This is a genomic window from Pantoea sp. S61, assembly GCF_016625145.1.
In the GTDB taxonomy this organism is placed as follows: Bacteria; Pseudomonadota; Gammaproteobacteria; order Enterobacterales; family Enterobacteriaceae; genus Pantoea; species Pantoea rwandensis_B.
On sequence record NZ_JACVUO010000004.1, the window covers coordinates 118,424 to 136,203 of the forward strand.

Below are 17,780 nucleotides of genomic sequence, written 5' to 3' on the forward strand. Positions count from 1 at the left end.
ATTTGCGGAAGACCTGATGAGATCGCTGTTGCTGTTCACGTTGCTGCTGTGCTCTACGCTGGCACAAAGCCAACAAACCATGCTCACCGGCAATTTGAGCAGCGTCGGTTCCGACACCCTCGGCTATCTGATGACCTTATGGGGCGAGGATTTCAGCCGCCAGTCACCGGGCGTTAACGTTCAGGTACAGGCGGCTGGATCTTCAACCGCCCCCACCGCGCTGGCGGCAGGTGCTGCCCAACTTGGGGCGATGAGCCGCCCAATGCAAATTGATGAACGCCAACTGTTTACCGCGCGCTATGGCTATCCCCCGCTGGCGGTGCCCGTGGCGATGGATGCGCTGGTGGTGGTAGTCAATCAGGACAACCCGCTAACGCGTATCGATCAACCGCAACTCGATGCCCTTTTCTCTGTCACTCGCCTGTGTGGAGCGCACTCGGTGCCGCAGCACTGGGGCGATCTTGGCCTCAACCAGGGAGATTGGGCGCGACGCAGTATTCAGCGTTTTGGCCGTAATTCAGCATCAGGTACCTGGGGCTTCTTCAAACAGCAGGCGCTGTGTAAAGGGGATTTCCGTTCGGACGTCGCGGAGTTTCCCGGCTCGGCGGCGGTGGTGCAAGCGGTCGCGGCGACGCCCAACAGCATTGGTTATGCCAGTTTTGGCTTTCACCTGAGTGGCGTGAAGATGGTACCGATCGTCACTGCCAGCGGCGATAGCGTGATGCCGGACGCCGAAACCATTCGCAGTGGCCGTTATCCGTGGTCGCGCCCGCTCTATATTTACGTCAATAAAGCGCCGGGCAAACCGCTGCCGCCGCTGGTGAATGCGTTCTTACATCAGGTGTTATCACCAGAAGGGCAGCGCCGGGTAACGGAAGCCGGATATTTGCCACTTTCCGAAAGTCAGATGGCCCAGGCGCGCGCCGCCATTGAGTAAAATTGAAGAACGAGCATCCGATCATGAATTTTATTCACGTCACCTGAATTTTCTTCCATTGCCCAATTTGTTTCAGCATGTCACTCTTTCTGGACATTTAGCCATCCAGATGGCTATAAATAACCAGATGAAATTATACCCTGACGCAATTATGCGTTTAGCCAGGAGTGAACATGCCACAACAACAACCGTTCCGTGCCGATACCGTCGGCAGTTTTCTGCGTCCTGCGGCGATCAAGCAAGCGCGCGTGCAGTTTGCTAATGGCGAGATCACGGCTGAGCAGCTGCGTCAGGTAGAAGATGAAGCAATCCGCCACGTGGTCGAACAGCAGCGTGCCAACGGCTTGCAGGTGGTCACTGACGGCGAGTTCCGTCGCGCCTGGTGGCACTTTGACTTCTTTGGCGATCTGCAAGGCGTTGAGCTATTTGAAGCGGAGCAGGGCATCCAGTTCAACGGCGTACAAACCAAAGCGCACGGCGTGAAAGTCACGGGCAAAGTAGCCTTTAATCCGCATCACCCCATGCTGGATCACTTCCGCTTTCTGAAGAGCATTGCGGGCGACGCCGTGGCAAAGATGACCATCCCAAGCCCAAGCGTGCTGCACTTCCGCGGTGGGCGTAAGGTGATCGATGCCACCGTCTATCCCGATCTGAAAGAGTACTTTGCTGACCTGGCGCAGACTTACAAAGATGCGATCGCGGCTTTCTACGCGGCGGGCTGCCGTTTTCTGCAATTGGATGACACCGTTTGGGCTTACCTGTGCTCTTCGGATCAGCAGCAGCAGATCCGTGAGCGTGGTGAAGATCCGCAGGAACTGGCGCGTATTTACGCTGAGGTGCTGAACAAAGCGCTGGAAGATAAACCGGCTGATCTGACCATTGGTCTGCACGTGTGCCGCGGCAACTTCCGCTCAACCTGGATTTCCGAAGGCGGCTATGAGCCGGTGGCCGAGATTCTGTTTGGGCAGGTGAATATTGATGCCTACTTCCTCGAATACGACAACGAGCGTTCCGGTGGTTTTGAACCGCTGCGCTTTATCAAACCCGGCCATCAGCAAGTGGTATTGGGTCTGATCACCACCAAAAACGGTGAACTGGAAGATCCGAATCAGGTGAAAGCGCGCCTGCAGGAAGCTTCGCAGTTTGTTAGCCTGAACCAGATTTGCCTCAGCCCACAGTGTGGCTTTGCCTCGACAGAAGAGGGCAACAGCCTGACGGAAGAGCAGCAGTGGCAGAAGATTCGTCTGGTGGTGGATATCGCCAATCAGGTGTGGTGATGCTGTAAACTTGTGCAAACAGGCGCGTAAATCGCGCCTTTTGTGCATCTGAATGCCAAATTTTGCGAGGAGATCTCCCGCATTGCGGAAACTTTAAGCAAATCATCTGAGGTGTTTTCGCGCTATTCCCCGCTGATACACTGCTTTGTATCACTTTCTTGTTATATCCTTCTGGTTTTTCGATCCCGTATTGCCTTTCTTCGCTATAAACGTTTTAATTTGCGCCGTTGTCGATTTATCCCTCTGCGAACAGAAGAAAAGTAGATTAAATCACCTGCGCTTTAACGATTAGGCCCGCATAACGCTCTGACTTCATCAGGTAAGCCTTTGTTTTCGCGCATGCAGAGGACAACACGCACTCAACTTCCACCGCAACATCAGCTACAGGCAGTACAGAAGTTTATGACACATCGTTTAACCTCCAAGGATATCCTGGCGCTGGGCTTCATGACGTTTGCCCTGTTCGTTGGCGCAGGAAACATTATCTTTCCACCGATGGTGGGGATTCAGTCTGGCGAACACGTCTGGATTGCCGCTTTCGGCTTTCTGATTACGGCTGTTGGCTTGCCGGTGATGACCGTTATCGCCCTGGCACGCGTGGGCGGCGGCATTGATGCTCTCAGCTCACCGATTGGCAAAGCCGCAGGTCTGTTGCTGGCAACGGTTTGCTACCTGGCGGTCGGTCCGCTGTTTGCGACGCCGCGCACGGCTACCGTCTCGTTTGAAGTGGGGATTGCTCCGCTGACCGGTGATGGTGCGCTGCCGCTGTTCATTTACAGCCTGATTTATTTTGCGCTGGTGATCGGCATTTCCCTGTATCCAGGTAAATTGCTGGATACCGTCGGCCACTTCCTCGCTCCGTTGAAAATCGTGGCGCTGACCATTCTCGGTCTGGCAGCACTGCTGTGGCCGGCTGGTGGTATCGCGCCTGCAACGGCCGATTACCAGCGTGCGGCGTTCTCCAGTGGCTTCGTCAATGGCTACCTGACGATGGATACGCTGGGTGCGCTGGTGTTCGGTATTGTTATTGTCAATGCTGCACGTTCTCGCGGCGTTGAAGATGCGAAACTGTTAACCCGTTACACCATGCTGGCGGGCGTGATTGCCGGTGTTGGATTGACGCTGGTGTACCTGAGCCTGTTCAAACTCGGTTCTGGCAGCGCCGGTCTGGTTGATCAGAATGCCAACGGTGCGGCGATTCTGCATGCGTATGTGCAGCAGACCTTTGGCGGTATGGGTAGCTTCTTCCTGGCGGCACTGATCTTCGTGGCTTGCATGGTCACGGCGGTGGGCCTGACCTGCGCCTGTGCAGAATTCTTTGCGCAATACCTGCCGTTGTCGTATAAGACGCTGGTGTTTATTCTGGGTCTGTTCTCGATGGTGGTGTCGAATCTCGGCCTGAGCCACTTGATTCAGATCTCCATTCCGGTGCTGACGGCGATTTATCCACCGTGCATCGTGCTGGTGGTGCTGAGCTTCACCCTGAAATGGTGGAATAAGAGCTCGCGTATCATCGCGCCGACCATGCTGGTGAGCCTGCTGTTTGGCATCGTTGATGCCATCAAAACCACCAATTTTAAAGATGTACTGCCGCTGTTCAGCCAGCATCTGCCGCTGGCCGATCAGGGACTTTCCTGGTTGCCGCCATCATTGGTGATGCTGGTGATTGCCGCGGTGGTGGATCGGGCAAAAGGACGCGAACACGTCGCTGTCCACCAGTAAGAAACATTGCTGTTAATTTCAACCACGGGCTTGCCCGTGGTTTTTTCATTTACAAGGTATTGGTGTTATGCAAGAAACCAACAAGCTCAAACGCGGACTGAGCACGCGCCACATCCGTTTTATGGCGCTGGGATCGGCCATCGGTACCGGGCTGTTTTACGGCTCGGCGGATGCGATCAAAATGGCAGGTCCCAGCGTGCTGCTGGCGTACATCATCGGCGGTGCGGTGGCGTACATCATCATGCGTGCGTTGGGTGAGATGTCAGTGAATAACCCGCAGGCCAGCTCGTTTTCGCGCTACGCGCAGGACTATCTGGGGCCGTTAGCGGGTTACATCACCGGCTGGACCTACTGTTTTGAAATCCTGATTGTGGCGATTGCCGACGTGACGGCTTTTGGTATCTACATGGGCGTGTGGTTCCCGGAGGTGCCGCACTGGATTTGGGTGCTGTCGGTGGTGCTGATTATTGGTGCGATTAACCTGATGAGCGTGAAGGTGTTTGGCGAAGTGGAGTTCTGGTTCTCCTTCTTCAAAGTTGCCACCATCATCATCATGATTATCGCCGGGTTTGGCATGATTTTCTGGGGCATCGGCAACGGCGGTCAGCCTACGGGGATCCATAACCTGTGGACCAACGGTGGCTTCTTCGCTCATGGCATTGTGGGCATGCTGCTGTCATTGCAGATGGTGATGTTTGCCTATGGCGGCATTGAGATTATCGGGATTACCGCCGGTGAAGCGGAAGAGCCAGAGAAGTCGATCCCACGCGCCATCAACTCGGTTCCGCTGCGCATTCTGGTGTTCTATGTCGGTACGCTGTTTGTCATCATGTCGATCTATCCGTGGAACCAGGTCGGCACCTCCGGCAGTCCTTTTGTGCTGACCTTCCAGCATTTGGGCATTGCGGCTGCGGCATCGATTCTTAACTTTGTGGTATTGACGGCGTCACTCTCGGCGATCAACAGCGACGTGTTTGGCGTCGGGCGTATGCTGCACGGCATGGCGCAGCAGGGCCACGCGCCGAAGATGTTCCAGAAGGTCTCGGATCGCGGGATTCCTTGGGTCACCGTGCTGGTGATGATGGTGGCGATGCTGATCGCGGTGTATCTCAACTATCTGATGCCGGAAAAAGTGTTCCTGGTGATCGCGTCATTGGCGACCTTCGCCACGGTGTGGGTCTGGATCATGATTCTGCTGTCGCAAATTGCGTTTCGCCGCAAAATTGGCAAAGAGCAGGCAGGTAAACTGCAATTCGCCTTGCCAGGCGGCAGCAAAACGGCCTGGGTTGGCGTGGCTTTCCTGGTGTTCATCATTGCCTTGATCGGTTATTTCCCTGACACGCGTGTGTCGCTGTATGTCGGCTTCGCGTGGATTGTGTTGCTGTTGCTGGCCTGGCCGCTGGCGAAGAAACGTAAAGCCTGATTATCCCGATGCGCATAACGGGCTGAGTGCTTGCCCGTTAAGCGTGGTGAGAGGGTTATCCTTCAGGGCGGGAGAGATTCCCGCCCTGAGCTTTTGAGCAGGGTAAACGTGCTCAACGTTTCAGACCGTAGCGCAACTACCAATTGCTCCCCAACGCAATCTCGCCGCCCGCCGGACTCAGGTGATTGTCGTCATAATAGAGCGGCAATCCTCCGCTGGTGATCAAACAGCCCTGTTCATTACACAGATTCTCTCGCAGTGATAGCACGCGTACGCCTTGTTGCTTATAGCGCTGCAATAATTTCTCCACGGCCTCTTCCGGGAACTGGAACAATCGGGTGCGCTCGGAGAGCAGCGGCGGGGCTTCCCACTTGCTCAGCCAGGCGCTCAGTTCGCGACGAATCGGGATGTTACGGTTATTGCTGTAGCGGAGTGGGTCGACATCCACTGAGGGGGCATCCTCAATGACCGTGACCTTTTTTCCCGCCTGAGTCAGCTGTGCCACCACGCGATCCATACCCGCTTGCAACGCCTCCAGGTTACTCTTCTCGGGATGGCCGGTTTCGCGGAAGCCAGCACCGGGTAACAGGCTCATACCCGATGCCCAATAGGCGCTGATCACCACTTCGTCCACCTTGTCGCTCAGCACCATCTTCAGTACTTCCTGATTAAAGGTGATGCATTGCTGCGCATGATGTGGCATTTGGCTCACCACGCGCGTGGCACCAATCAGAAACGGACAGGAAGCTTTGGTAAGTTGATATAGCGGTTTATGCTGACGTTGTGCATAGCCCGACACCGAAGCACGCAGTGCGGCAGCGTGGCTGTCGCCAATTAAGGCGATACCGGGGCGATCGGTGTTTGGATGACACTCCTCATGCCCGGAGGGCAGGTTTGCCCCGTAATCAAGCAAGCACGGATTACGCTGCGCCGAAATTTTCCAGCTGTCCGCATTGACGACGAGTTCACTAACCCGCGATTTCATGCCCCCGGTTTGCCACAACAGCAGCATCGCGCCCGCCGCAATCAGGGATGAGGCACAGTAGCCGGGGATCACCCAACGCGTACCCGTGCGCGTCTGGCGGAAGGGCTGCTCGACAAAGCGCCACGAAAACCAGGCCAGACCCAGCGCTGTGCCGCTGATCATCAGACCTTGCCAGACGGTAAGGGGATGATCGCTACAGATGCGCGCCAGACTCAGCAGCGGCCAGTGCCACAGGTACCAGGAATAAGAGATCTTGCCGATAAAGCGCATCAGCGGATTTTCTAACAGTAACTGGTTAAGCTCGCTGCGCGCACCGATCATCAGGCAACCCGCCAGCACGGGAATGATCGCCAACCAGCCCGGAAATTGGCTATGGCTACTGAGCAACAGGCTGGCGGAGATTATCATCAACCAGCCCAGTAAATTGAGCAGGCTGGCCGCTCGGCCAGTGAGCGGTTGTGGTTTCCACAGCGCCAGCAGCACACCGGCACCGAGTTCCCAGGCGCGGGTTGGCAACAGATAAAAGGCGTGGGTGGTGGCAAACGGTGTGATCCCGATACAGGCCACCAAAGAGATCACACTCAGTATCAGTACTACAGAGCGCATCGAACGTTTGAGTCGTACGGCCAAAAGCAGAATGAAGGGCAGCACAATATAGAACTGTTCTTCTATTCCCAATGACCAGGTCATGAGCAGAGGATTTAAATCGGAATCGGTACTAAAATAGTCGCCGCTCTTGAGTAACAGCATATTGGGTACGGCGATAAATACCGACAGGCTGTATTTGGCTAGCTGGCTGAACTCCAGTGGTGAGAGCAGGGTAAAGCCCAGTAGCAGCAATATCGTCATCATGAAAAATAACGCAGGGGCGATACGTCGAATGCGGCGCAAATAGAATTGATAAAATGAGAAGCGACCCTCGGATATTTCTTTGCTGATAATGCCGCCGATCAGAAAACCGGAAATAACAAAGAAAAGGTCGACACCAATAAAACCGCCCTGCAGCGAGTTAACGCCGGAATGAAAAAGCACCACCAGAATTATGGCAACGGCGCGCAGGCCGTCAATATCCGCCCGATAGCGGTGAGAGGCATTCGCAGTCATAATTTAACCCAGAAGTTAGGATAAGGATGGTTATGCGTTCCAGAAAAAATAAATCGGCGCATCCTGTCGCCGAAAAAAATTACAAAGGAGAAAAATGTGTATTACAAGGGATGATTGACGCTGACAGAATACGCGCTTTTAGCCGCTAAATATCAGGGCGCAAGAAAATTAGAATAATCGCACTATAGGGTGTGATTTATATTTGCCGGGCTGAAGCATAAACAGCGAAAAGATAAGCCTGGATTATCCTTCAGGCTTATCTTTTATGATGTGGTAAATCAGCTACAGGCTAATATGCGCGGGTAACAGCGCTTTGAGCTGGGGGTAGAGAACCGTATTGGCGAGCAGCACAGGATTGCCCTGCTGCAGACCATTGTGACCAAGATAATCATTGGTCATGCCTCCGGCCTCACGCATCAACACAATACCGGGTAACCCGTCCCACGGATTCATGTGAGCTTCGTAATAACCAATTAAACGACCGGCGGCGGCCCAGGCACTCATTAATGCGCCGGAACCATTACGGATGAACATGCCACCCTGTGACAGCAATCCACCAATAAACGCCGTCAATGGCTCCACGGGTTGGCTGTTGGAACTGCTAATGCCGAGCACGCCCTGATTAAGCTGCTGTGCGCTGTGCGCCTGAATACGTTTTTCGTTAACCCATGCGCCTTTACCACGGCAGGCGTGGAAGGTTTCATGATGGTTGGGATCGCAGACCACGCCAATTACCGGCTCATTTTCACAAACTATCGCCAGTGACACGCACCAGTTATGTAATCCATTCAGGAAGTTACTGGTACCGTCAATGGGATCGATCACCCAGATAAAGCGCGCGCCTGCGGTATCGCCGCCGCTCTCTTCACCCAATACGGCATCATCGGGAAAGCGCTCGCGAATCAGATGCTTGACCAGTTCTTCCACGTTGCGGTCCGCTTCGCTGACCACATCCTGTAAATCCTTTTTATGCTCAATCACCAGTTGATGACGCTGCTGATACCAGGATAAAGCGCGGCTGGCTGCAGTTTTAGCGACATCACAGGCAAAGTGATAACGCGCGTCAAGTTCGGTTAGCGTAGCTGATGACATCTTTCCCTCTTATCATTTTCTGGCAAACGAAGTGACAAAAAACGCCGAAAAAGGCGACCTGGCGGTGTGACCTACTTAACAAAAGTTAAGAAAGGTTTCATTAAGCCGCAGATGACTGCGGCTGGCAAGAGGCGGAAATGCAGGGATTGTGAAAAAAAGCGGGTTTAGAGCTGCTGGTGGCGCGCAGCGTCCATCAGGCGCGGATAGAACTGGAAGAACAGCGGTTCAAGTTGCTGATAATGATCGACAAAATCCTGATAGGAGTCGCGCAGTGCGGCCAGACGCGGGCGGCGATGTGCCATACCATTAAGCACGCGAGCCAATCGCGCGGGTTCAGCATAGTGCTCAAACCAGCGCTCGCGCCACATCACCGCATTCAGCTCGATAAACCCCTCTGGCGTGCCCGGCAACTGCGGCATAATTTCACGCTCAGCTGATGCGGTGAAGTCCACTAGCGATTGCGTGGGATGCAATCTATCCCAGTGCAGGGCCAGGAAGTGATCCCAGATGACGTCCAGGGTAATCGGTGCAACGCGGCGCGTTTCGGCCCGGAAAAATTGCCGTGCTTCACGCACTTCCGGCAGGCTGTCGGTCAAAACATCGACGCGGCGATGCATGGCGATACCCGCCACAACCGGTGCCGGCCATTGTGACTGCACATTGCCGCGCACGAAGTCGGCCATCAGATTGCCCAGCAGGGAGCTGTTTGCCAGCTGTGCGAGGTGGAGGTGAGCGAGAAAGTTCATGGCGCATTATATACACGTCATACTTCAAGTTACAGGTGCGTTGGCTGCTCTCGCTCACCTGCATCACTGACTAAAGTGAGCACATCGTGCTGCTCCCATTTGCCACCTTTCTGTACCTCGAATGATGTTGTGTAAAGGCAGCAGCACAGAGATGCAGCCAGTTGTTCAGAATTTCCCGCTTTTCCGCTAAACTATGCCGCCTGTTTTTTGAGTCCTGAAAGAAGTGATGCATGCGTGTAGCCGATTTTGCTTTTGAGTTGCCAGAATCTTTGATCGCCCACTATCCGCAGGCGCAGCGCAGCGGTTGCCGCTTGCTGGCGCTGGATGGCCCAAGTGGGGCGTTAAGCCATGAAGTGTTTACCGACGTACTGGATAAACTCAATCCGGGCGACCTGCTGGTGTTTAACAATACCCGTGTGATCCCGGCGCGTGTCTTCGGCCGAAAAGCCAGTGGCGGCAAAATCGAGATGCTGGTGGAGCGCATGCTGGATGACAAACGCGTGCTGGCGCATGTGCGTGCCTCGAAAGCGCCGAAGCCGGGTGCAGAGCTGCTGCTGGGCGATGACGAAAGCGTCAAAGCCACCATGGTCGCGCGTCACGATACGCTGTTTGAGATCGAATTTGCCGACGATCGCGCAGTGCTGGATATCCTGAACAGCGTCGGCCATATGCCGTTGCCGCCGTATATTGATCGTCCGGACGAAGAAGCGGACCGTGAACTTTATCAAACCGTTTACAGCGCGCGTCCGGGGGCGGTAGCCGCACCGACCGCCGGTTTGCATTTTGACGAACCGCTGCTGGATGCGCTGCGCGCCAAAGGCATCGAAATGGCGTTTGTCACGCTGCACGTTGGCGCAGGTACCTTCCAGCCGGTGCGCGTCGAGAACATTAACGACCACATCATGCACTCTGAGTATGCCGAAGTGCCGCAGGATGTGGTGGATGCCGTGCTGGCGTGTAAAGCGCGCGGCAACAAAGTGGTCGCGGTTGGCACCACCTCCGTGCGTTCTCTGGAGAGCGCGGCGCAGGCGGCTCAGGATGCGCTGATTGCGCCCTTCTTCGACGACACCCAGATCTTCATTTATCCGGGCTATCACTATCAGGTGATTGATGCGCTGATCACCAACTTCCATCTGCCGGAATCGACGCTGATTATGCTGGTGTCGGCATTTGCCGGTTACAAAAATACCATGGCGGCTTATCAAAGCGCGGTGGCAGAGCAGTACCGTTTCTTTAGCTACGGGGATGCCATGTACATCACCCGTAATCCACAGGCTCCTGACGAAGTGGTTGGAGCTTAATAATCAGACTGTTTCTCTGATTATCTAATGAGGTTAATGTGAAATTTGAATTAGATACCACCGACGGACGCGCACGCCGTGGCCGTTTGGTGTTCGATCGCGGTGTCGTGGAAACTCCAGCATTTATGCCTGTGGGCACTTACGGCACCGTGAAGGGCATGACGCCGGAAGAAGTGAAAGACACCGGTGCGCAGATCCTGCTCGGTAACACCTTCCACCTGTGGCTGCGTCCGGGCCAGGAGATCATGAAACTGCACGGTGACCTGCACGATTTCATGAACTGGCAGGGACCGATCCTCACTGACTCCGGCGGCTTCCAGGTGTTCAGCCTCGGTGACATCCGTAAGATCACTGAAGCGGGCGTGCATTTCCGTAACCCGATCAACGGCGACCCGATTTTCCTCGATCCGGAAAAATCGATGGAAATTCAGTACGATCTCGGTTCAGACGTGGTGATGATTTTCGACGAATGTACGCCGTATCCAGCTGACTGGGATTACGCCAAGCGTTCCATGGAGATGTCACTGCGTTGGGCACAGCGTAGCCGCGATCGCTTCGATTCACTCGGTAATAAAAACGCGCTGTTCGGCATTATTCAGGGCGGTGTTTACGAAGATTTACGAGATGTCTCGGTTAAAGGTCTGGTAGATATCGGCTTTGATGGGTACGCTGTGGGCGGCCTGGCGGTGGGTGAGCCTAAAGAGGACATGCACCGAATCCTGGAACACGTCTGTCCGCAAATTCCGCAAGATAAACCGCGTTATTTGATGGGCGTCGGCAAGCCAGAAGATCTGGTGGAAGGCGTTCGCCGCGGTATCGATATGTTTGACTGCGTCATGCCAACGCGTAATGCGCGTAATGGTCACCTGTTTGTGACCGATGGCGTGGTGAAAATCCGTAACGCCAGGTATAAAGATGACACGGCAACGCTGGATGCGGAGTGTGATTGTTACACCTGTCGCAATTATAGCCGCGCCTACTTGTATCATCTTGATCGTTGTAACGAAATACTGGGCGCACGTCTGAATACGATTCACAATCTGCGCTATTACCAGCGTCTGATGGCGGGTTTACGTAAGGCCATCGAAGAGGGTAAATTAGAGCACTTTGTTAGCGAGTTCTACCAACGGACGGGTAAAGCGGTTCCACCGTTAAACGTCTGATAATTCTATCAATGAGGGAAATTTAATGAGCTTTTTCATTTCTGACGCCGTTGCCGCAGCAGGCGCTCCGTCTCAGGGAAGTCCTTATTCTCTGGTGATCATGCTGGTGGTGTTTGGTCTGATCTTCTATTTCATGATTCTGCGCCCGCAGCAGAAACGTTCTAAAGATCACAAGAAGCTGATGGATTCCATCTCTAAAGGTGATGAAGTGTTGACCAGCGGTGGCCTGGTAGGTCGTGTGACCAAAGTGGCTGACAACGGCTACGTTTCTATCGCCCTGAACGACACCACTGAAGTAGTTGTAAAACGTGATTTCGTGGCCGCCGTTCTGCCGAAAGGTACTATGAAGGCGCTGTAATTTTTTCTTCCCGAAGGGAACTGCCGTGTTAAACCGTTATCCTTTGTGGAAGTACATCATGCTGGTCGTCGTGATTCTCGTCGGCCTGCTCTATGCGCTTCCTAACCTTTATGGAGAGGATCCGGCCGTTCAGATCACTGGTGCGCGCGGTGGCGCCGCCAGTGAACAGACGTTGGATCAGGTCCAGACTTTATTAAAACAAGATAATATCCAGAGCAAATCCCTCGCTCTGGAAAATGGCGCCATTCTGGCCCGTTTTGACAATCAGGATGCGCAGCTGCGCGCGCGTGATGCCATCACTACCGCGTTGGGCGACAACTATGTTGTGGCACTCAACCTCGCGCCGGCAACCCCGCGCTGGCTGACCATGCTGGCTGCACAGCCGATGAAACTCGGTCTTGATCTGCGTGGCGGCGTACACTTCCTGATGGAAGTGGATATGGATACCGCTCTGGGCAAGCTGCAAGAGCAGAATGCCGATGGCCTGCGCAGTGACCTGCGCGACAAAAGCATCCCGTATACCAACGTCAATAAAATCGCTAACTACGGTGTAGAAGTGCGTTTCCGCGACGGCGCCAGCCGTGATGCTGCGATCAGCTACCTGTCACCGCGTCATCGCGATCTGGTGATCTCCAGCGTCGGCAGCGATACGCTGCGTGCGGTGATGACCGATGCGCGTCTGAGTGAAGCCCGTGAGTATGCGGTACAGCAGAACATCAATATCCTGCGTAACCGTGTCAACCAGCTTGGCGTTGCCGAGCCACTGGTGCAGCGTCAGGGTTCTGACCGCATCGTGGTGGAGCTGCCGGGTATTCAGGACACGGCGCGTGCCAAAGAGATTCTGGGTGCTACTGCGACCCTGGAATTCCGTCTGGTGAACACCACCGTTGATCCAACTGCCGCGGCGAGTGGCCGTGTGCCGGGTGATTCGGAAGTGAAAGAGACGCGTGAAGGCCAGCCAGTGGTGCTGTACAAGCGTGTGATTCTGACCGGTGACCATATTACCGATTCGACGTCCAGCATGGACGAGTACAACCAGCCGCAGGTGAATATTTCACTGGATGGCGCGGGCGGTAACATGATGTCGAACTTCACGAAGGACAACATCGGTAAAGCGATGGCGACCCTGTTTGTGGAGTATAAGGACAGCGGTAAGAAAGACGCGAACGGTCGTGCTATCCTGGTGAAACAGGAGCAAGTGATTAACGTGGCGAACATCCAGTCGCGCCTCGGTAACAGCTTCCGTATCACCGGTATCAACAACCCGAACGAAGCCCGTCAGCTTTCGCTGCTGCTGCGTGCCGGTGCGTTGATCGCGCCAATTCAGATTGTGGAAGAGCGTACCATTGGTCCAACCATGGGTCAGCAGAACATCACTCAGGGTCTCGAAGCCTGCTTGTGGGGTCTGATCGCCTCCATCATCTTTATGGTGGTGTTCTACAAGAAGTTTGGTTTGATTGCGACCAGCGCGCTGCTGTGCAACCTGGTGCTGATTGTCGGCATCATGTCACTGCTGCCGGGGGCGACCCTCACCATGCCGGGCATTGCCGGTATCGTGTTGACGCTGGCGGTTGCTGTCGATGCCAACGTGTTGATTAACGAACGTATTAAAGAAGAACTGCGTAACGGACGCTCGGTACAGCAGGCGATTCATGAGGGCTACAAAGGCGCCTTCTCCAGTATCGTCGATGCCAACGTCACCACGCTGATCAAAGTTATCATTCTTTATGCGGTCGGTACCGGCTCCATTAAAGGCTTTGCGATTACCACTGCTATCGGTATCGCGACCTCAATGTTCACCGCTATCGTCGGCACCCGTGCCATCGTTAACCTGGTTTACGGCGGCAAACGCATCAACAAGCTGTCCATCTGAGGAGTGCGTTGTGGCACAGGAATATAGTATTGAGCAGCTAAACCACGGGCGTAAGGTCGTTGACTTTATGCGCTGGGATACGCTGGCTTTCATCATCTCTGGTTTACTGATTGTGGCGTCTATCGCCATTATCGGCGTGCGTGGCTTCAACTGGGGCCTCGACTTTACCGGCGGGACGGTGATTGAGATTAACCTGGAAAAACCGGCCGATCTGGACGCACTGCGTGAAGGTTTGGTGAAAGCAGGCTTCCAGGAGCCGTTGGTGCAGAACTTTGGCAGCAGCCGTGACGTGATGGTGCGTATGCCACCAGCCACTGGTGCAGCAGGTCAGGAACTGGGCAACAAAGTCGTGACCTCCATCAATGAGACGACGCAGCAAAACGCGACCGTGAAGCGCATTGAGTTCGTCGGCCCGAGCGTGGGTAGCGATCTGGCGCAAGCCGGTGCGATGGCGCTGCTGTCGGCACTGATTGCGATTCTGATCTATATCGGCTTCCGCTTTGAGTGGCGCCTGGCGCTGGGCACCGTGCTGGCACTGGCGCACGACGTGATCATCACCTGTGGCATTCTGGCGTTGTCGCACATCGAGATCGACCTGACCATTGTCGCGTCGCTGATGTCGGTGATTGGTTACTCGCTTAACGATAAAATCGTGGTTTCCGACCGTATTCGTGAGAACTTCCGCAAAATTCGTCGCGGTTCTTCCTACGATATTACTAACGTGTCGCTGACCCAGACGTTGAGCCGTACCTTGATCACCTCGCTGACCACGTTGGCGATGATTTTGATTCTCTTCATCTTTGGTGGCGCGCTGCTGAAAGGCTTCTCGCTGACCATGCTGATCGGTGTCACCATCGGTACCGTTTCATCTATCTATGTTTCTTCTGCTCTGGCGCTGAAACTGGGTATGAAGCGTGAACACATGCTGGTGCAGAAAGTCGAGAAAGAGGGCGCAGATCAGCCTTCGATCCTGCCTTAATTCTGCCGATGAAATGAAACGGGCTGCCCGAGGGCAGCCCGTTTTTTTATGCCTGCTGATCAGGGCGCCGTTTTGGTGGCAGTTGCACTCTGCACATCATGCACGCGCACATAGCCGAGTTGCTCCGGCGTCAGTCCGCTCAGGCGCAGCGGCACCGCCACCGAACTGCGTGGCATCAGACTCGCCTCAACCTGAATGGTCTGGCTCAGACTCTCCGCATTCAGCGGTTTGCCACTGGCGGGATCCAGCTCACCCCACACCACGGTGGCGCTCAGCGCGGGGATCGGCTGGTCATCGGTGGAACGGATATTCAGGTTGGCGCGACTACCACTGGCTTCCCCCTCGACGCGAGACAGTGACAGGTGCAATTTGCCCACCTGCGTCTGTAACTCGACGGGCGTATTGGCTTGCGGTAGCAACCATGCCCCCTGGGTTGACTGCCCATTAAGTTGCCCCTGAATCTCCAGCGCCGTTGCCTGATTGGTGAGTTTGCGCATCTGCTGGTTAAGCTGGCTGACTTCCTGATGTAACTCTTTGACCTGCGGTGAAGTCGGCGTTGAACTACAACCACTGAGCACCAGCAGCGAAAGTGCGGCGGGTGCCCAAAACGTCCTGATCGTCATGCATTGTCCTTTCTGTTATTTCGGAATACGTAATACCTGGCCTGGGTAGATCTTATCAGGATGCGTCAGCATTGGCTTGTTTGCTGCGAAAATCTTGTTGTATTCATTAGGATTCCCGTAAACCTGTTTGGAAATCGCGCTTAGGGTGTCGCCTTTTTTCACCGTATAGAAATCCGCTTCTGGCGCACTGTCGGAGACGGTGACCTTGTCATCGACCTTGGTAATCCCTGCCACGTTACCGGCGGCAACCAGGATTTTCTCTTTCAACTCCTGCGAGATGCCATCACCGCTCACAGTAACGGTATCGCCTTGCACATCGACTTTAACTTTGTCGCTATCAGGTAAGCCGAGCTGGTTAATGTGATCCTGTAATTTTTTGCTGGGATCGTCAGCGCCGGTGACGGCATCCCATAGCTTTTCACCTGCTTCTTTCACGAAATTGAACAGACCCATGTGACCTCCTGCAAATATGCCGGATTGGCTGTTTAAGCTTAGTGGCTTTTAAGGTTTACAGCGGAGCGCGTACTGCGTCTGTGAGCCGGGCGGTGATTCGGTCTCGTGTATTCAGTTGCTCCCGAGATCGCGCTACACTGTGTGGCCTATTTATCTCGCGACAGGAAACGTCATGCATTGCCCCTTCTGCTCCGCTGTGGACACCAAAGTCATCGACTCACGTCTGGTCAGTGAAGGTTCTTCGGTGCGTCGCCGCCGCCAGTGTCTGGTGTGTCATGAGCGTTTTACCACCTTTGAAGTGGCTGAATTAGTCATGCCGCGCGTGGTGAAAAGCAACGATGTGCGTGAACCCTTTAACGAAGATAAGCTTGCCAGCGGCATGATGAAGGCGCTGGAGAAACGTCCTGTGAGCGCTGACGCCGTTGATAACGCGGTGAACCACATTAAAACCCAGCTACGTGCTACGGGTGAGCGCGAAATCCCCAGCAAGCTGGTCGGCAATCTGGTGATGGAAGAGTTGAAGAAGCTCGATAAAGTTGCCTACATCCGCTTTGCTTCGGTGTATCGCAGCTTCGAAGATATCCGTGATTTTGGCGAAGAGATCGCCCGCTTACAGGACTAAGCCATGACTGACGAACGCTACATGGCGCGCGCGCTGGAACTGGCGCGTCGCGGACGTTTTACCACCACACCAAATCCTAACGTTGGCTGCGTGATTGTGCGCGACGGCGAGATTGTCGGCGAAGGCTGGCATCACCGCGCCGGTGAGCCGCATGCTGAAGTGCACGCGCTGCGCATGGCCGGAGCAAAAGCCAAAGGCGCGACGGCCTTCGTCACGCTGGAACCCTGCAGCCATCATGGTCGAACACCGCCGTGCTGCGATGCGTTGATTGCCGCGGGTGTCATCCGCGTGGTAGCGGCAATGCAAGACCCAAACCCGCAAGTGGCGGGGCGTGGACTGTATCGCTTGCAGCAGGCCGGCATTGAAGTCAGCCACGGTTTAATGATGAGCGAAGCGGAAGCATTGAATCGTGGTTTTCTGAAACGTATGCGTACCGGCTTCCCGTGGATTCAGCTCAAACTCGGCGCATCCCTTGATGGTCGCACCGCGATGGCCAGTGGCGAAAGTCAGTGGATAACCTCGGCGGCGGCAAGGCGCGATGTGCAACAATTACGTGCCCAGAGTTCGGCTATTCTTACCTCCAGTGCCACTGTGCTGGCGGATGATCCCTCACTGACCGTCCGCTGGAATGAGCTTAACGCGGATGTGCGTCAGCAACTCGATGAAGCCACGCTGCGCCAACCGGTGCGGGTAGTGATCGACAGCCAGCAGCGCGTCACGCCACAGCACCGTCTGATCGCACAACCTGGCGAAACCTGGCTGATGCGTACTGAAGCCGATCAGCACGCCTGGCCGGAAAGTGTCAGCCAGATTGCGGTGCCGCTGCGCGGAGAACAACTGGATCTGGTGGCGATGATGATGTTGCTCGGCCAGCGTCAGATTAACACGGTGTGGGTTGAAGCCGGCGCCAGTCTGGCGGGAGCGCTGTTACAGGCTGGCTTGGTCGATGAGCTGATTGTCTACGTGGCGCCAAAGCTGCTGGGCAATGCGGCGCGCGGCCTGTGTGAACTGCCTGGACTGGAACAATTGTCCGATGCGCCAGCGCTGAAGTTTAGTGACGTACGCAAGGTTGGCGCAGACCTGCGACTGACCCTGACGCCCGCTTAAGCACCGACTGAAAAG

16 protein-coding genes are annotated in these 17,780 nt (G+C 54.9%); 11 read left to right on the top strand and 5 right to left on the bottom strand.

The window, feature by feature from the left end; all coding sequences use genetic code 11:
• Positions 1 to 16 precede the first annotated feature (16 nt).
• From IAE30_RS10765 to proY, 4 genes are all read left to right on the top strand, one after another.
• Positions 17 to 937 carry a PstS family phosphate ABC transporter substrate-binding protein gene (locus tag IAE30_RS10765; protein ID WP_038648631.1) on the top strand — a complete coding sequence of 307 codons (921 nt, stop codon included), beginning with the start codon at positions 17 to 19 and terminating at the stop codon, positions 935 to 937.
• A gap of 173 nt (positions 938 to 1,110) precedes the next feature.
• On the top strand, positions 1,111 to 2,214 hold the full coding sequence (locus tag IAE30_RS10770) for a cobalamin-independent methionine synthase II family protein (protein WP_200679589.1): 1,104 nt from the start codon (positions 1,111 to 1,113) through the stop codon (positions 2,212 to 2,214).
• Between the two features lie 402 nt (positions 2,215 to 2,616).
• Positions 2,617 to 3,936 carry a branched-chain amino acid transporter carrier protein BrnQ gene (gene brnQ, locus IAE30_RS10775; RefSeq protein WP_038648626.1) on the top strand — a complete coding sequence of 440 codons (1,320 nt, stop codon included), beginning with the start codon at positions 2,617 to 2,619 and terminating at the stop codon, positions 3,934 to 3,936.
• 67 nt (positions 3,937 to 4,003) lie between these two features.
• A complete protein-coding gene (gene proY, locus IAE30_RS10780) occupies positions 4,004 to 5,359 on the top strand; it encodes a proline-specific permease ProY (protein ID WP_038648624.1) in 1,356 nt (451 codons plus the stop codon).
• Positions 5,360 to 5,495: 136 nt separating this feature from the next.
• Here proY and IAE30_RS10785 read toward each other — a convergent pair whose 3' ends face one another.
• The 3 genes from IAE30_RS10785 to IAE30_RS10795 all read right to left on the bottom strand — a co-directional run bounded on the left by IAE30_RS10785 (position 5,496) and on the right by IAE30_RS10795 (position 9,286).
• A complete protein-coding gene (locus IAE30_RS10785) occupies positions 5,496 to 7,448 on the bottom strand; it encodes an acyltransferase family protein (protein ID WP_200679590.1) in 1,953 nt (650 codons plus the stop codon).
• Positions 7,449 to 7,730: 282 nt separating this feature from the next.
• Entirely contained in the window at positions 7,731 to 8,540 is an 810-nt protein-coding gene (locus IAE30_RS10790) for an inositol monophosphatase (RefSeq protein ID WP_200679591.1), read from the bottom strand.
• A gap of 164 nt (positions 8,541 to 8,704) precedes the next feature.
• A complete protein-coding gene (locus IAE30_RS10795; protein ID WP_038648617.1) occupies positions 8,705 to 9,286 on the bottom strand; it encodes an ACP phosphodiesterase in 582 nt (193 codons plus the stop codon).
• Positions 9,287 to 9,516: 230 nt separating this feature from the next.
• On the opposite strand from IAE30_RS10795, the gene queA reads away from it, so the two are divergent.
• From queA to secF, 5 genes are read left to right on the top strand one after another with little or no spacing between them, the layout of a single operon-like run.
• The gene (queA, locus tag IAE30_RS10800; RefSeq protein ID WP_058961447.1) at positions 9,517 to 10,587 is read left to right on the top strand and encodes a tRNA preQ1(34) S-adenosylmethionine ribosyltransferase-isomerase QueA; all 1,071 of its coding nucleotides are present in this window, start codon (positions 9,517 to 9,519) and stop codon (positions 10,585 to 10,587) included.
• Between the two features lie 38 nt (positions 10,588 to 10,625).
• Positions 10,626 to 11,750 carry a tRNA guanosine(34) transglycosylase Tgt gene (gene tgt, locus IAE30_RS10805; RefSeq protein ID WP_038648613.1) on the top strand — a complete coding sequence of 375 codons (1,125 nt, stop codon included), beginning with the start codon at positions 10,626 to 10,628 and terminating at the stop codon, positions 11,748 to 11,750.
• Between the two features lie 25 nt (positions 11,751 to 11,775).
• Positions 11,776 to 12,108 (top strand): preprotein translocase subunit YajC, encoded by a 333-nt coding sequence (gene yajC / locus IAE30_RS10810; RefSeq protein ID WP_034831018.1) that lies wholly within the window; start codon positions 11,776 to 11,778, stop codon positions 12,106 to 12,108.
• 25 nt (positions 12,109 to 12,133) lie between these two features.
• Complete coding sequence (secD, locus tag IAE30_RS10815; protein ID WP_071845629.1) at positions 12,134 to 13,981, top strand: protein translocase subunit SecD; 1,848 nt, start codon at positions 12,134 to 12,136, stop codon at positions 13,979 to 13,981.
• 10 nt (positions 13,982 to 13,991) lie between these two features.
• Entirely contained in the window at positions 13,992 to 14,960 is a 969-nt protein-coding gene (secF, locus tag IAE30_RS10820) for a protein translocase subunit SecF (RefSeq protein WP_038648607.1), read from the top strand.
• Between the two features lie 59 nt (positions 14,961 to 15,019).
• On the opposite strand, the gene IAE30_RS10825 is transcribed toward secF, so the two are convergent.
• Both IAE30_RS10825 and lysM read right to left on the bottom strand, forming a co-directional pair.
• Positions 15,020 to 15,583, bottom strand: coding sequence for a DUF3251 domain-containing protein (locus IAE30_RS10825; protein WP_200679592.1), 564 nt, complete (start codon positions 15,581 to 15,583; stop codon positions 15,020 to 15,022).
• A gap of 15 nt (positions 15,584 to 15,598) precedes the next feature.
• Positions 15,599 to 16,036 (bottom strand): peptidoglycan-binding protein LysM, encoded by a 438-nt coding sequence (lysM, locus tag IAE30_RS10830; protein ID WP_038648604.1) that lies wholly within the window; start codon positions 16,034 to 16,036, stop codon positions 15,599 to 15,601.
• A 172-nt stretch (positions 16,037 to 16,208) separates the two neighbouring features.
• Between lysM and nrdR the strand changes: the two genes are divergently transcribed.
• Together nrdR and ribD are read left to right on the top strand one after the other, a co-directional pair.
• Complete coding sequence (nrdR, locus tag IAE30_RS10835) at positions 16,209 to 16,658, top strand: transcriptional regulator NrdR (protein WP_034831027.1); 450 nt, start codon at positions 16,209 to 16,211, stop codon at positions 16,656 to 16,658.
• 3 nt (positions 16,659 to 16,661) lie between these two features.
• Positions 16,662 to 17,765 carry a bifunctional diaminohydroxyphosphoribosylaminopyrimidine deaminase/5-amino-6-(5-phosphoribosylamino)uracil reductase RibD gene (gene ribD, locus IAE30_RS10840; protein ID WP_200679594.1) on the top strand — a complete coding sequence of 368 codons (1,104 nt, stop codon included), beginning with the start codon at positions 16,662 to 16,664 and terminating at the stop codon, positions 17,763 to 17,765.
• Positions 17,766 to 17,780: the final 15 nt, after the last annotated feature.

What these genes read in the sequence shown, in the direction of transcription:
- IAE30_RS10785 (WP_200679590.1), bottom strand. Translation starts at nt 7,448, where the DNA reads ATGACTGCGAATGCCTCTCACCGCTATCGGGCGGATATTGACGGCCTG.
- brnQ (WP_038648626.1), top strand. Translation starts at nt 2,617, where the DNA reads ATGACACATCGTTTAACCTCCAAGGATATCCTGGCGCTGGGCTTCATG.
- queA (WP_058961447.1), top strand. Translation starts at nt 9,517, where the DNA reads ATGCGTGTAGCCGATTTTGCTTTTGAGTTGCCAGAATCTTTGATCGCC.
- IAE30_RS10795 (WP_038648617.1), bottom strand. Translation starts at nt 9,286, where the DNA reads ATGAACTTTCTCGCTCACCTCCACCTCGCACAGCTGGCAAACAGCTCC.
- proY (WP_038648624.1), top strand. Translation starts at nt 4,004, where the DNA reads ATGCAAGAAACCAACAAGCTCAAACGCGGACTGAGCACGCGCCACATC.
- IAE30_RS10765 (WP_038648631.1), top strand. Translation starts at nt 17, where the DNA reads ATGAGATCGCTGTTGCTGTTCACGTTGCTGCTGTGCTCTACGCTGGCA.
- nrdR (WP_034831027.1), top strand. Translation starts at nt 16,209, where the DNA reads ATGCATTGCCCCTTCTGCTCCGCTGTGGACACCAAAGTCATCGACTCA.
- ribD (WP_200679594.1), top strand. Translation starts at nt 16,662, where the DNA reads ATGACTGACGAACGCTACATGGCGCGCGCGCTGGAACTGGCGCGTCGC.
- lysM (WP_038648604.1), bottom strand. Translation starts at nt 16,036, where the DNA reads ATGGGTCTGTTCAATTTCGTGAAAGAAGCAGGTGAAAAGCTATGGGAT.
- IAE30_RS10790 (WP_200679591.1), bottom strand. Translation starts at nt 8,540, where the DNA reads ATGTCATCAGCTACGCTAACCGAACTTGACGCGCGTTATCACTTTGCC.
- yajC (WP_034831018.1), top strand. Translation starts at nt 11,776, where the DNA reads ATGAGCTTTTTCATTTCTGACGCCGTTGCCGCAGCAGGCGCTCCGTCT.
- IAE30_RS10825 (WP_200679592.1), bottom strand. Translation starts at nt 15,583, where the DNA reads ATGACGATCAGGACGTTTTGGGCACCCGCCGCACTTTCGCTGCTGGTG.
- IAE30_RS10770 (WP_200679589.1), top strand. Translation starts at nt 1,111, where the DNA reads ATGCCACAACAACAACCGTTCCGTGCCGATACCGTCGGCAGTTTTCTG.